At 63.7% G+C, this 14,137-nt stretch carries 12 protein-coding genes and 2 pseudogenes; 11 read left to right on the plus strand and 3 right to left on the minus strand.

What is annotated here, in order from left to right; all coding sequences use genetic code 11:
- Nucleotides 1–3 precede the first annotated feature (3 nt).
- The gene (locus AC3WP6_RS16670) at nt 4–948 is read right to left on the minus strand and encodes an LppY/LpqO family protein (RefSeq protein WP_008211462.1); all 945 of its coding nucleotides are present in this window, start codon (nt 946–948) and stop codon (nt 4–6) included.
- A gap of 27 nt (nt 949–975) precedes the next feature.
- Complete coding sequence (locus AC3WP6_RS16675) at nt 976–1,944, minus strand: chromate resistance protein ChrB domain-containing protein (protein WP_008211463.1); 969 nt, start codon at nt 1,942–1,944, stop codon at nt 976–978.
- A gap of 78 nt (nt 1,945–2,022) precedes the next feature.
- On the opposite strand from AC3WP6_RS16675, the gene AC3WP6_RS16680 reads away from it, so the two are divergent.
- The 7 genes from AC3WP6_RS16680 to AC3WP6_RS16710 all read left to right on the plus strand — a co-directional run bounded on the left by AC3WP6_RS16680 (nt 2,023) and on the right by AC3WP6_RS16710 (nt 7,366).
- Nucleotides 2,023–2,289 (plus strand): chromate resistance protein ChrB domain-containing protein, encoded by a 267-nt coding sequence (locus AC3WP6_RS16680; protein WP_081491758.1) that lies wholly within the window; start codon nt 2,023–2,025, stop codon nt 2,287–2,289.
- Nucleotides 2,286–3,482 carry a chromate efflux transporter gene (gene chrA, locus AC3WP6_RS16685; RefSeq protein WP_008211465.1) on the plus strand — a complete coding sequence of 399 codons (1,197 nt, stop codon included), beginning with the start codon at nt 2,286–2,288 and terminating at the stop codon, nt 3,480–3,482. Before AC3WP6_RS16680 ends, chrA begins: the two co-directional genes overlap by 4 nt.
- Nucleotides 3,483–3,618: 136 nt before the next feature.
- Entirely contained in the window at nt 3,619–4,038 is a 420-nt protein-coding gene (locus tag AC3WP6_RS16690) for a cupredoxin domain-containing protein (RefSeq protein ID WP_008211467.1), read from the plus strand.
- Nucleotides 4,035–5,057, plus strand: a complete 1,023-nt coding sequence (locus tag AC3WP6_RS16695; RefSeq protein WP_369501237.1) for a YncE family protein — start codon at nt 4,035–4,037, stop codon at nt 5,055–5,057. Before AC3WP6_RS16690 ends, AC3WP6_RS16695 begins: the two co-directional genes overlap by 4 nt.
- Nucleotides 5,058–5,204: 147 nt before the next feature.
- Nucleotides 5,205–5,648 carry a chromate resistance protein ChrB domain-containing protein gene (locus AC3WP6_RS16700; RefSeq protein ID WP_369501236.1) on the plus strand — a complete coding sequence of 148 codons (444 nt, stop codon included), beginning with the start codon at nt 5,205–5,207 and terminating at the stop codon, nt 5,646–5,648.
- 9 nt (nt 5,649–5,657) lie between these two features.
- Nucleotides 5,658–6,863: an MFS transporter gene (locus tag AC3WP6_RS16705; protein ID WP_037099809.1), complete on the plus strand. Its 1,206-nt coding sequence runs from the start codon at nt 5,658–5,660 to the stop codon at nt 6,861–6,863.
- Nucleotides 6,864–6,880: 17 nt separating this feature from the next.
- Nucleotides 6,881–7,366, plus strand: coding sequence for a hypothetical protein (locus tag AC3WP6_RS16710; RefSeq protein WP_369501235.1), 486 nt, complete (start codon nt 6,881–6,883; stop codon nt 7,364–7,366).
- A 126-nt stretch (nt 7,367–7,492) separates the two neighbouring features.
- On the opposite strand, the gene AC3WP6_RS16715 is transcribed toward AC3WP6_RS16710, so the two are convergent.
- A complete protein-coding gene (locus tag AC3WP6_RS16715; RefSeq protein ID WP_369501234.1) occupies nt 7,493–8,572 on the minus strand; it encodes a carbohydrate porin in 1,080 nt (359 codons plus the stop codon).
- A gap of 765 nt (nt 8,573–9,337) precedes the next feature.
- Between AC3WP6_RS16715 and AC3WP6_RS16720 the strand changes: the two are divergent.
- The 4 genes and pseudogenes from AC3WP6_RS16720 to AC3WP6_RS16735 all read left to right on the plus strand — a co-directional run.
- Nucleotides 9,338–9,448, plus strand: a pseudogene (locus tag AC3WP6_RS16720) (chromate resistance protein ChrB domain-containing protein); the annotation flags it as partial.
- A 127-nt stretch (nt 9,449–9,575) separates the two neighbouring features.
- Complete coding sequence (locus AC3WP6_RS16725; RefSeq protein ID WP_492628879.1) at nt 9,576–10,592, plus strand: hypothetical protein; 1,017 nt, start codon at nt 9,576–9,578, stop codon at nt 10,590–10,592.
- Nucleotides 10,593–10,789: 197 nt separating this feature from the next.
- Nucleotides 10,790–10,891 (plus strand): annotated as a pseudogene (locus AC3WP6_RS16730) (Tn3 family transposase); the annotation flags it as partial.
- A gap of 61 nt (nt 10,892–10,952) precedes the next feature.
- Nucleotides 10,953–13,994 (plus strand): Tn3 family transposase, encoded by a 3,042-nt coding sequence (locus tag AC3WP6_RS16735; RefSeq protein WP_369501232.1) that lies wholly within the window; start codon nt 10,953–10,955, stop codon nt 13,992–13,994.
- Nucleotides 13,995–14,137: the final 143 nt, after the last annotated feature.

Raw genomic sequence — 14,137 nt, forward strand, 5'->3', positions numbered from 1 at the left:
GCGCTATCGTTGGTCGACGGCGGCTTGTGCATCAAGCGCTGCGCGGAACCCGCCGGCGAGCGACCGCACCGTGCCTTTGCCCCAGAAGTGGGTGAAGAAAAATCCGGGGTTGCCGCCCATCATGTGGTTGTGCAGGGCAACGATATGGATACCGGCCTTGCGCAGCGCATGCAGCACCGGCTGCACTTCCGCGGTTTTCATGATGAAGTCACCGTCCATCACGGCAGCCTGGTCGCTTCCGCTGAACGCGGCCCAGGTGGTCAGCCCCATCGAGCCGCCGATCTTCATGCCGTGCATGCGGCCCTCGCGCCCGATCGTCACCTTGACCACGCCCTGCATGTCGGTAGCCGGCTGACCCACGATCTTGCCCACGGCATCGGCGTCAATACGGCCGAACACCGGCGCGACACCACCAAATCCCGTCGCCGGCTGCGGATGCGCGCTGCGCACGGCGCGAATGGCCGCCCAGACGGCTTTGACGCCGGCGGCGAGGGTTTCGGGATTGCCTTCGCCGCCAAGGTGCATGAAAAACACACTGGGCGTGTCGTAGAAGAAGTGGTTATGCAGGGCTGTGACCGCCAGGCCGTGGGCGAAGGCCGCGTCCATCGCGGCATCCACTTCGTCCTGGAACACCACGGTGTCGCCCATCACCATGGCCTGGCCGTGCGGCATGGGTGAAAACGCGGCCCAGGAACCGAGGCCGGCAGCTGGTGGCAAGGGCACGCCATCGACCGTCACCTTGACGTCCGTTCGGCTCCAGCCCAGATGCACCACGCCATCCGGCGTGGTGGTGGCGGTCGCTCCGCTGGCGGCGCCGATGCGTTTTGCATCAAGTGCCGTGGCATGTGCGGTCTGCACGGTGAAGGCGATCAGCAAGGCTACGCTCAGCGAGGAGACCAGGCGGCGCAGGCCGTGATGACGGGCGAGATGAAGGCGACGAAGGTGCATGGCGATACTCCGATTCAGGGAATGGAACTATTTCCGCGCCTGCTTGGGCGCGGGATCGGGGTCTTGCGCGTAGGCGGCATACAAGCTGTCGAGCACCGGCGCGATGGTTTTCAGCAGTGCGTCGTCGTCCGGCTGGGTGGCCCGGGCCCCGGCCATGATCGCGGCGAACCCCGCCGCCTCCGGCACCGACACGCCGCCCACGTCGAGGTAATGCACCAGCGCGCCCAGGCGCGCCAGACCGCGGTCGTCACCCAGCCCGAAACTGGCCAGCAACACCTCGAAGGTCACCCGTGCGCCACGATGGGTGAACGCCGCGCCATCGAAGTCGAAACCCACCGCGTCCTTCGGGCAACTCCTGGCGGTCTTGATCCAGACGAATTTCGCCTTCCGGTCGATGAACCGGCGGATCAGCCATGCCGACGCTACCCGATCGATCCACAGCTGCTCGCGCGTCGCCCACAGGCGCCCCCGGTATTGCGTCGGATCGCAGCGCGGCACGGCGCCGCGCCGGGCGTGCGGCTCATCGGGCGAGTAGCGTGCATTCAGCGCACTCTCCGCATCGGCCAGCGCATGCTCCACCTGCTGCCGCGATGGCCCGGGAAAGAAGTCGATCGCCACCAACGCGGCGAGGTCGCGGCGGAGCATGGCGAGCTCCCGCCGGGCTTGAACCTCATCCAGCGTGGCCAGCCGCCCCTGCAGCGCATCGAGTTGGCCGAACAACGCACGGTACTCGTCGCTGCGATCGAACAGCGCCACCAGCGCCTGCTGCTGGGCTTCGTCTCGACTGGCAAAGAAAATGATGTGGGCGTCACCCTCGGCCGCGATGACCTCGGCGGCCTGCTCGTCGAGCACGGCGCGGGAGGTATCGGTCTGCGGCAGGACATACACGCCATCCCGCAACGCACCGGCCCCGGCGGCCTTGAGCGCGCGCCAGACCCGCATGCGGGCGGTTTGGGTCTGGCCGGGCAAGCTGCTCACCAGCATGAGCCATGACATGGAAGAATTCATGTAGCATATAATACGCATACGTTACGTTCACTACAAATATAATCTCATCCTTTGGAAATGACGGCCATGCAACGGATCACGCGGGAACGCCCGAAGATTGACGGCATCGCTTGCCCTTGGCCGATTGGCCGGTTCTTGGACACCACACCGCAATTCCGGTTTGTGGCGGCGGATCAAGACTGGCCGTCGCGCGAGCGACCGTTGCTATTCCCTATGGCATCCTGGCCGGTGCGCGCGCAGCCCCACGACGACGTCGAGTTGGTGGCCGCGATCGGCAGACGCTCGATTATCTGTACGCCGCCCGCGCGACGGTCGCGGAGCGGTAGACCATGAACCCCACGCCGCCTGACGATAATGTTTCGCCGGTTCTGCCCACGCGCCTGGATCTGGCATGGTATTTCCTGCGCCTGGGCGCGGGCGGCTTCGGCGGCCCGGTGGCGCTGGCCAACACCATGCACCGTGATCTGGTCGAGAAGCGGGCCTGGCTGAGCGAGCACGAATACGCTGACGGTCTGGCGCTGGCCACCGCCTGCCCCGGCCCGCTGGCCTATCAGCTGGGGGTGTATTGCGGTTATGTGCGCGGGGGGCTGTCGGGTGCGCTGCTGGTGGCGATCGCCTTCGCGCTGGCCCCGTTTCTGATCGTCGTTGCGATCGCTGCGCTGTATGGGCGTTTCCAGCATGCCTGGCAGCTGCGCGCCGTGTTCTACGGCGTGGCGCCGGTGATCGTGGCGCTAATCCTCAAGGCGTGCTGGAACCTCGGCCGCAAGACCCTCAAGCGCAGTGCGCCGTCGTGGCTGTTCGCGACGATCGCCGCGACGGTGACACTGATCTTCCGCGCCGAGTTGATCAGCTTGTTCCTCGGTGCCGGCTTGATCGGATGCTGGCTGTTCGCGCCGCCTGCAGCGGCCGCACCACCGCCGCCAGTGGCGTCCGCGGGGCCGCGCCTCAACGGCATCGGCGCGCTGGCGATCGGCGGCGTGTTCGCCGGTGCGGCGACGACAGCCGGCTTGTTCGTCTTTTTCTTCAAGACCGGGCTGATGGTGTTCGGTAGCGGGCTGGTGATCGCACCCTTCCTCAAGGCCTACGTGGTCGATCAATACCACTGGCTCAGCAATCAGCAGTTTCTCGATGCCGTCGCCATCGGCATGGTCACGCCGGGGCCGGTGGTGATCACGGCCACCTTCGTCGGCTATCTGGTCCGCGGACTCCCCGGCGCCATCGCGGCCACCGTCGGCATTTTCGCGCCAGCGCTACTGTTCACCGCGCTGGCGGTGCCCCTGCTCAAGCGGGTGCGCGGCAGCCGGCGCGTGCAAGGCTTCCTGCACGGCATCACCACCGCGGTCGTCGGCGCCCTGTTCGGCACCGGCCTGCTGATCGCCGATTCCGCCATCGTCGATGCGGCGACCGCGATCCTGGCGACAGCCGCATTTGCCGCACTGCTGTGGCGGCCGCGCTGGCCGGAGCCGCTGCTGGTCGGCCTCGGACTACTCGCCGGGCTGGTGCTCTACGGGCGGCATTTCGGCTGACATGGCGCAGCCGCGGATCGAAGAGTTTTCGAATATCGAACAGGAATTTGTGCGTTACAGAGCAAGCAAGAGGCAGCGGCCGCATCGTGTGGCTGCTGTTACGTTGATCCAACGTGTCATCTTTAGGAGTAAAACCATGCGCAAGCTTAGTTTCATCGCCGCCGGTATCGTCTTTACCGCAGGGTTGCTCGGGGCCGCACCGGCTTTTTCGGCCACCACCCGCACCTTCAACATGCAGACGGTCGCCTGGGCGTCCAAAGACAATCCCGCACAAAAGCGGGTCGTCGCCAAATTTGGTGAGGTCTATGGTTTCACGCCCGGCACAATCGTCGTCAATCAAGGTGACCATGTCGTGCTCCATATCCGCAACCTCGAAGGCGGCGGCGATGATGGGCACACCCTCACCATCCCCGGTTACGGCATCAACCAGTCGCTGCCGCCCCTTTCCACGGAAACGGTCTCTTTCACCGCCGACAAGGCTGGCGTATTCCCGTTTCACTGCGAGTTCCACAAGCCGTGGATGAGCGGTGAGTTGGTGGTGCTGCCGACCAAATGAAAAACACCGCCGTTCAATTCGTTGCGCGGCGGCTCGGCGTGCTGGCGCTTGCGTTCGCCTTGAATGCAGGCGTCGCCACCGCAGGTACGCCCGCCGTGCCGCTAAAGATGGTGCACCCGGACGTTCCACTGGCCGGCAAGCCCGACCGTTTCGACTACGCGACGATCGACCCGCAGCGGCGACTGCTGTTCATCGCACATCTCGGGTCGGGCATCGTCACCGCAGTCGATCTGCGCAGCGAGCGCGTGGTCGCGAACGTGGCGAACGTCCCCGGCGTGCATGGGGTGCTGGCGGTGCCGGCACTGGGCGAGGTGTTTGCGACGGCGACCGACCGCAACCGGCTCGACGTCATCTCCGAGCGAACATTCCGCGTCGTCGCCCATGCGCCCGCTGGCGTTTACCCCGACGGCATGACCTATGCGCCGGACGTGCATGAGCTGTTCATCTCCGACGAGGCGGGCCAGACCGAGACGGTCGTCGACACGCGCAGCAACCGGCGGGTTGCGACCATCGCCATGGGTGGCGAGGTCGGCAACTCCCGCTACGACCCTGTCAGTCAGCGGGTGTTCGTCGATGTGCAGACGCGTGACGAGATCGTGGCGATCGATCCGCGCAACAACGCCATCGTGCAGCGTTATCGTCTCCCAGCGACCTGCGACGACGACCACGGTCTGCTGCTCGACCCACCGGCGCGTCTCGCGTTTGTTGCCTGCGACGGCAATGCCAGGCTGCTGCTCGTTGACATGAACGACATGCGCGTTGTGTCCATGCACCAGACCGGGCGCGACCCCGACGTGCTCGCCTTTGACCCCGGCTTGCAAAGGCTCTATGTCGCCAGTGAAAGCGGTGTGGTTGCGGTATTCCGCCTCGAGGGCAGGCAGCTGCGTCCGCTCGGTCGCAGTTATCTCGCCTATGAAGCGCACTCCGTCGCCGTCGATCCGCTCACTCACCGCGTCTATTTTCCGTTGCAGAATGTGGGCGGTCGCGGCGTACTGCGCATCATGGCGCCGACGCCCTAGGTTGTTCCAGGCCAAAGTCGCCGATGCGCCGCGACTTTGGCCTGATGCGGCAAGGCTTACGTCGAGAAGGCGTCTGCGCAGCATGAGCGGCTTGCTGACCAGCGCCATCACCGGCTTCGTTCAAAGCCCGATTTTGAGGAAATCACCATGCAATGGATCACCCGCGAGCATCCCAAGATCGACCGCATCGCCTGTCCCTGGCTGGTGACGCGTTTCATCGATCCAAGCCCCGAGTTTCTCTACGTGCCGGCAGACGAAGTGCTGGCCGTGGCGCAGCCCAGCGGCGCGACTCCCTTCGATGCGCCGGGCGTGGAACTGGGGCATCACAGCGAACTGTGCGGTTTCGATGCCTTCCTCGCCAAGTACGCACTGACGCAAGCAGCGCAGCACACGATGGCGCGCATCGTGTGCACGGCAGATTGCGGTCGTCCCGAGGACGCACCCGAGGCCGCCCGGCTGCTGGCCATCTCGCGCGGCCTGTCGCTCAACTGCAGCAACGACCATTTCATGCTCGGTCCCGGCATGGTGCTGTACGACGCGCTGGACGCATGGTGCGACGGCCACGCGTTCGCTCCACATTTGCCACGCTGAGTGCTGTCGATGCGACTGCTACCCGATGGCACCGCGCCGCAAGCCCGCTTGCTGCTGTTTGGACGCGCGTTGCGCGCCCTGGTGGACGGCTATGTCGCGGTGCTGCTGCCCGCGTATCTGCTGGCGCTTGGCCTGCCAACCTGGCAAGTCGGCCTGCTCAGCACCGCGGCGCTGCTGGGCTCGGCGTTGGCCACGCTGGCGGTCGGCGCCTGGGGTCACCGCGTCGATTCCCGCCGCTTGCTGCTCACCGCAGCGCTGCTGATGGCGGCTACCGGGCTGGCTTTCGCTGGGTTGTCGGCATTCTGGCCGCTGTTGCTGGTGGCCTTCGTCGGTACCCTCAACCCCAGCTCGGGCGACGTCAGCGTGTTCCTGCCGCTGGAGCATGCGCGCCTGGCACATGCCGCGCAGGGCGAAGCGCGCACTGCGCTGTTCGCCCGCTACAGCGTGGCCGGTGCCTTGGCCGCCGCCATCGGTGCACTGGCTGCGGGCCTGCCCGACTGGCTTGCGGCGCATGCCGGCATCGATATGCTGCTGGCGCTGCGCGGCATGTTCGTGCTGTATGCGGTGGCCGGTTTTGGTGTGTGGCTGCTCGACCTGCGCTTACCCCATGCGCATCAAACCGCGCAGCCGCCACCCGCGCCGCTCGGCCCTTCGCGCCGCCAGGTGGTCAAGCTTGCCGCGCTGTTTTCCATCGACGCCTTCGCCGGTGGTCTGGTCGTGAACGCCCTGCTGGCACTCTGGCTGTTCCAGCGCTTTGACTTGTCACCGGGCGCGGTGGGCCTGTTCTTTTCCGGCGCCGGGCTGCTGGCAGCGGCCTCGCTGCTGGCCGCACCGCATGTGGCGCGGCGCATCGGCCTGCTCAACACCATGGTGTTCACGCATATTCCGTCTAGCGTTTTCCTGATGCTGGCGGCGCTCGCCCCAAGCGCATCGCTGGCGCTGGGACTTCTGCTGGCGCGTGCCGCGCTATCGCAAATGGACGTGCCCACGCGCAGCGCCTATGTCATGGCGCTGGTGACGCCGCCGGAGCGCACGGCGGCCGCCAGCTTCACCGCCGTGCCGCGCAGCTTGGCCGCTGCACTCGGCCCGACCCTGGCAGGTGCCATACTCGGCGCGGGCTGGCTGGCCCTGCCGTTGTTGGCTTGCGGGGCGCTGAAAATCGGCTACGACCTGGCGCTGTTGGCGACGTTTCGCCGCGTTCGCTTGCCACAGTGACTGAAGCGTCCAGCACGATGAGTGCGGGACAGTCTCAGAAAACGAGAAAAATCGAGGGTCACGTCTCACATCTCATGCCTTTGTGCGCGAAAACAAAACCGCAGCTTGCGGCCACGCGCAGCAGCTCGACTGCATGTTGCTGCAACGCCGGCTCGCTGGTGACCAAACGTGGGCGATCATCCAAAGTGCAGGTCGGTGCACGCAGCAGCAGCGCAGCATGCGCCGCACGCAGTGCCGCGGCCTGCTCTGGCGCCAGCGCGCCTATCAGTGCTGCGGTCGAGGTGCTCGCCTTCGACCCCGGCTTGCAAAGGCTCTATGTCGCCAGCGAAAGTGGTGTGGTCGCGGTGTTCCGTCTCGAGGATTGGCAGCTGCGTCTGCTCGGCCGCAGTGATCTCGCCTACCGCACTTCGTCGCCGTCGATCCGCTCATCGCACCGCGTCTATTTCACGTTGCAGAATGTGGACGGTCGTAGCGTCCTGCGCATCATGGCGCCGACGCCGTAGTCACTGAGCGCTGATGCGGCCGCAACGCATGCGGTCGGATCTCGACCTGGAGGAGCGAGGGAATTCCACCGGCTCCGGGGAGGCAGTGGATCGGAGGTAGCTCAGCCGTCGACTACCAGAGGTCTCTCAAAAGCTGCCATCGATCCGCAGGCCGATCTCCAGCGCGTGCGTTGCCTGCGGCGCCAGCGCCGGATGCACGATATATTGCAGATCTGGCTGCAGCGCGAGGTGGGGATTGAGGCGATAGCGCCAAGTCAGCTCATAGGCGGTTTCGGCGCGCGCGCTGCCGCGGTGGCGCGCGCGGAACGCCGGGCTCAGCGCCGCACGCGCGATGCCGACGCTCACCCGTCCGTGCATGGGCGAGATCCAGCGCAACCCAGCGCCGACATAGCGGCCCACGGCGCTGTGCCATGGCTGCGTCTGGCCCCATTGCAGAAATCCAACCAGGTGTCCACGCGTGCCCAATGCCAGCAGACGCGCATCGGCCAGCGCGTAAATGCCGTGATGCGCCTGCGTGGCTGTATATGCGCGCTGCAGCGTCCAGCCGCCCACTGCGAGCTTGTAGCGGTCGTGGCGCTGCAGGCCCAACTCCAGCGCGCGAAGACTGCCATCGCCGCGTCGCGGCAGATTCCAGCCCTGCGGCAGCCCCGGGTCACGGGGCACACCGCTCCACAGGCCCGTCAGCACGTAGAGCGCACCCGGATGCCATCGCGCGCTGATGCCAAGTGCGGTCTGCGGCCAGATCGGCATGCCCGCCTGCGAGCCGGTGGGCATCTGCCCGAACGAGGAGTTCAGCAGATCTCCGCCGTCCGGCACCAGGCCAAAGCTCTCATCGTAACCCTGCCAGCCCAGGCGCAGCGCCCAGTGCCGGCGCGCATTGCCCAACTGCCAGAAGGCGCGATACACGCGCCACGTGTGATGCGCGGAAAGGTTGTCCAGTACCTGCACATCGCCAGCATCGCTCGAAGGATTGCTGCCAAGGATGCGGATCAGATCGACATGCCAGCGGCTGTCAATCCCAGCCTGCAAGCGTTGATGCTGAGTCAGGCGCAGCTCAATCAGTGCGGGTGCCTTCCAGCCGTGCGCGCGACCGCCGCTGGCGGTGTCCATCATGTCGAACACCCACAGCAGACGCGCGCGCCAAGGATGCGGCGGCGTGGACACCTGCAGCGGGATCGGTGCACGCGCGTTGTCCGCGAGCTGCATGCTCGTAGTCGCATGCGCAGCATGCACACCAGTCAATATAAGGCCTGCGGCAAGTCTCAGGATCAAACATGGCATGGCGGTGATCTGCCTGGTGCAACCGCCAAAACTCAGCCTGCTGATTTTTGCCCATACCCCGGGGGCTTGCGCGAGTCTGAGGCGCCGCGGCGCGGCAACATTGGTCGTCCCTGGTGTCAAGTATGTACGCTCCGGCGAGAGTCTGGTGCAGCGCCTGCGCTTGTACGAAGAGGTTCTCGACATCACTGCCGCGAGCTTCCGTCGGGACGCCATCCCAGACATGCCATGGCAAAAGCAGTTCGCTCAGGGTTGCTTGACGGCGGCTGGGCATCCAACGCGGAGCGGAAGCCCTGCGCAAGATTCACAGCGCTGCCCTTGCCCCAAACGCGGCCCACGTGGCCAGCCCCATCGCGTCACCGATCTTCATGCCGCGCATGCGGCCCTCACGCCCGATCGTCATCATGACCTTTGCGGTGCCTTCGGCCGCGATGACCTCAGCCGTCTGCTCATCAAACACGGAGCAGGCAGGACCGGTCTGGGCAAAACGTATATGCCATCCCGCAGCGCGCCAGCCCCGCTGCCTTGAGCGCGCCACAGCCACATGCGGGCGGCTTGAGTCTGGCCAAGCAAGCTGCTTACCAGCATCAGCCCTGATGTAGATAAGTTCATGTAGCTTACAATATGCTGATGTTATATTCGCTACAAGAACTGAAATCTCATTCTTGAGAGGAAGTGGTCATGCAATGGATCATGCGGGAACGCCCGAAGATTGATCGCATCGCTTGCCCTTGGCTGGTTACCCGGTTCATCGACAGCACACCGGAATTCCTGTTTGTGGCTGCGGATCAAGTACTGGTCATTGCGCGAACGACCGGCGCAATCCCGTATGACATTCCGGGCGCCGTACTTTCCCACGAAGACGGTTTCAAATTCGACCTATGGAGTGTCTATGAACACGTTGATCTTGCTGCGTCGCCTTGTCTGCATGATGGTGCTGCTGGGCGTGACCTCGGCCTGCGCCGCGGCGCCCGATACCACCCAGCCGCTGCCGCTGACCCGGATCACCGACGTGCCGCTCGGCGGCGGTACCACGCGGATGGACTACGCAAGCCTCGACCCGGGGCGGCACTTGCTGTTCATCGCGCACCTGGGCGACAGCGCGGTGATCGTGTTCGACACGCAGGCACGGAAGGTGGTGGCGCGGATCGCCGGCATCAGCCACGTGCATGGCGTGCTGGTGGTTCCGGCGCTCGACCGCGTCTACGCCACCGCCACCGGCACCGACCAACTGGTCGCCATCGACGAGAACACGCTGAAGGTGGTAGCGCGCGCGCCGGCCGGGGTCTATCCGGACGGCATGGCGTATGCGCCCGAGGTGCACAAACTTTATGTTTCGGACGAAGCGGGCGGTACCGACACCGTGATCGACGTGCGCACGAACACGCGTGTAGCGACCATTCCGCTCGGTGGCCAAGTCGGCAACAGCCAGTACGACCCCGTGTCCGGGCACATCTTCGCCAACGTGCAGACGCGCCGGCAGCTGGTCGAGATCGATCCGGCGGCCGATCAGGTGATCGCCCGTATCGATCTGCCCGGCGCCGAGGGCAACCACGGTCTGCTGATCATGCCTGCGCAGCGGCTGGCTTTCATCGCTTGCGAGGACAACGCCAGGCTGCTGGTGTTGAACCTCGCCAGCCACCGCGTGGTCGCCACGTTCGCGGTGGGCGACGATCCCGACGTGCTGGCCATCGACCCCCAGCTTGGCTGGGTGTACGTCGCGGGCGAAGCAGGCATGGTTTCCGTTTTCAAAACACAGGACGGTATGGTGACCAAGATCGGCGAAGGCATGCTCGGTCCGAATGCGCATGTAGTGGCTGTCGATCCCATGTCGCACCTAGCCTATTTCCCGCTCAAGAATCTGCGCGGGAAAACAGCACTACGCATCATGGATGCTCGGCTCAGTACCGCCGCCACTTCGACGTCAATGCTGACATCGCCGAAGTAGCGGTAACCAAACGCCCGCTCGCCGCCGCACGTTTCAAACCGAAATCCGAGCACGCCGCGTGCGCGCCATGCCGGTCCAATCTTGCTGAGATTCGACACTGATTTGGTTCAGTGATGGCCTACTCGAATCGACTTTCTGAGGAAGGAAACCCCCGATGCCTGTCAGCTATGTCACCGAGGAACAGCGCGACAGCTATCGTCCATGCCGCTGCCAACCCGAAGTACTTCGGTCGGGAGCGCGGCGTGACCTGGTACAACCTGATCTCGGATCAGTTCAGCGGTCTCAACGACATCACCGTAATCGTGTGATTGCGGGTATTTCCGATAGCATGCTCGTCGTCGATGATGGGATCCACCACGAGTGAATCGCCGAACGTCTGAGCAAAATAAGCGGCTGGTCATCTTGTCGGACGCCGAGCAGGAGGCCCTGTACGGCCTGCCGGAATTCGACGATGCGCAGCGGCTGGAATACCTGGCCTTGACCGAACCCGAACTCGCGCTCGCCAGCAGCCGGACCGGCATGCATGCGAAGGCTTATTGCGCCTTACAGATCGGCTACTTCAAGGCCAAGCACGCCTTCTTCCGTTTCGACTGGGGCGAGGTCGAAGATGATTGCGCCTTCGTGCTCAGCCGCTACTTTCATAGCAAGCGATTCAAGAGCGAATCTATCACCAAGCATGAGCACTACGCTCAGCGCGCGCAGATCGCCAAGCTGTTTGGCTACCAGCCATGGGCAGGGAACTTCTTGCCGCCGCTTGCGCAGCAGGCCGCACAAATCGTCCAGCGTGACGTGACACCCAGCTTCGTCGCCGCCGAGCTGATCATCTGGCTCAACGAACACAAGATCATCCGGCCCGGCTACGGCACCTTGCAAGAGCTGGTCAGCGAAGCCCTGTCCACTGAACGCCTGCGTTTGGGCCGGCTATTGGCGGAAGTTCTGGACGAATCGGCCAAGGCTGCACTGGCCCAGCTCTTGGTGCGCGACGACACCTTGTCTCAACTGGCGGCGCTCAAGCAGGACGCCAAGGATTTCGGCTGGCGTCAGATGATCCGCGAGCGCGAAAAGCGCGCCACGCTGGAGCCGTTGCACAGGGTCGCCAAGGCACTGCTGCCCACGCTGGGCATCTCGCAGCAGAACTTTCTCTATTACGCCAGTTTGGCAAACTTCTACACTGTCCACGACTTGCGCAGCCTCAAGCCGGATCAGACCCATCTCTACCTGCTGTGCTACGCATGGCTGCGCTACAGGCAGCTCACTGACAATCTTGTCGACGCCATGGCCTACCACATGAAACGCCTGGAAGACGAGAGCCGCGCCGGTGCCAAGCAATCGTTCGTCGCCGAGCAGCTTCAGCGGCAACAGGAGACACCGCGCGTCGGACGACTACTGTTGCTCTACGTCGACGATACCTTGGTCGACACGACGCCGTTCGGTAACGTGCGGAAACAGGCCTACAAGATCCTGCCGAAGGATTCGCTTCAGCTCATCGGTCAACGCATGAGCGTCAAACCTGCGAACAGGCTGACGCTGCATTGGAAGGTGGTGGACAGTCTGGCTGAACGCATGCGTCGTCACTTGCGACCGCTGTACATCGCACTCGACTTTGCCAGCACTGACCCGAGCAACCCATGGCTTGCGGCGCTGACTTGGGCCAGGGACGTGTTCGCCAAGCAGCAACGTCTGTCGCAACGGCCGGTTGCCGAATGTCCGGCAGCCACGCTTCCGGAACGGCTTCGCCCATACCTGCTCACCTTCGATGACGATGGCCAACCGAACGGCTTGCACGCCGACCGCTACGAATTCTGGTTGTACCGCCAGATCAGAAAACGTTTCCAGTCGGGTGAGATCTACATCGATGACAGCCTGCAACACCGCCATTTCTCCGACGAACTGGTTTCATTGAGCGAGAAGCCAGATGCACTCGCGCAGATGGATATCCCTTTCCTGCGGCAGCCGATCGATGATCAGCTCGCGGCCCAGGCGACCGAGTTGCGTACGCAATGGCTGGCGTTCAATCGCGAGCTGAAACAGGGCAAGCTGAAGCATCTGGAATACGACAAGAGCACGCAGACGCTGATCTGGCGCAAGCCCAAGAGTGAAACCCCGAAAGTGAGCGAACAGTCGTTCTACGAGCAGCTGCCGTACTGCGATGTCGCCGACGTGTTCCGTTTCGTCGAGGGCCAGTGCCAGTTCCTGTCGGCGCTCACGCCGCTGCAACCCCGCTACGCGAAGAAGACTGCGGATGCTGACAGCCTGATGGCCGTCATCATCGCCCAGGCCATGAACCATGGCAATCAGGTCATGGCGCGCACCAGCGACATCCCGTACCACGTCCTGGAAAGCACCTACCAGCAGTACCTACGACAGGCGACGCTGCACGCAGCCAATGACCTCATTAGCAACGCCATCGCCGCGTTGCCGATCTTCCCGCATTACTCGTTTGACCTCGATACGCTGTACGGCGCCGTCGATGGCCAGAAGTTCGGCGTCGAGCGGCCCACCGTGAAAGCCCGGTACTCGCGCAAATACTTCGGGCGCGGCAAAGGCGTCGTCGCCTATACGCTGTTGTGCAACCACGCCCCGCTCAATGGCTATCTCATTGGTGCGCACGACTATGAAGCGCACCACGTGTTCGACATCTGGTATCGCAACACGTCGGACATCATGCCGACGGCGATTACTGGCGACATGCACAGCGTCAACAAGGCCAACTTCGCCATCCTGCGCTGGTTTGGGTTGCGCTTCGAGCCGCGCTTCACCGACCTCGATGACCAGTTGAACAATCTGTATTGCGCCGACGATCCTGCGCTGTACGAAAAGTGCCTGATCCGACCAGTCGGACAAATTGATCGACAACTCATCGTCAGCGAGAAGGCGAACATCGACCGGATCGTCGCCACGCTGGCCCTGAAGGAGATGACGCAAGGCACGTTGATCCGCAAGCTGTGCACCTACACCGAGTCGAACCCGACGCGGCGCGCGATCTTCGAGTTCGACAAGCTCATTCGCAGCATCTATACGCTGCGCTACCTACGTGACCCGAAACTCGAACGAAGCGTCCATCGCTCGCAGAATCGCATCGAGTCGTACCACCAGCTGCGCTCGACCATCGCCCAGGTTGGGGGCAAGAAGGAATTGACCGGGCACACTGATATCGAAATCGAAATCAGCAACCAGTGCGCTCGGCTGATCGCCAACGCGATCATCTACTACAACTCGGCCATCCTCTCGCGGTTGCTGACGAAGTACGAGGAGAGCGGCAACATCAAGGCGCTGGCATTGATCACCCAGATGTCGCCGGCAGCTTGGCGGCACATCCTGCTCAACGGCCATTACACCTTCCAGAGCAACGGCAAGGTGATCGACTTGGATGCGCTCGTGGCCGGGGTGGAACTGGGCTGACGGAAATTCCGGTGGTTCCCCAGCTTGCATCAAGGACAGTGTCACCTGCTTCAACGTAACCGCTCCGTGTCCAGGATGTATGCAATTATTATTATAAACAGTATGTTACGATATTTTTCGGAAATTTTGAGGATTCCGGCTTA

The sequence above is a fragment of the Rhodanobacter sp. FW106-HT46G03 genome, from assembly GCF_058789895.1.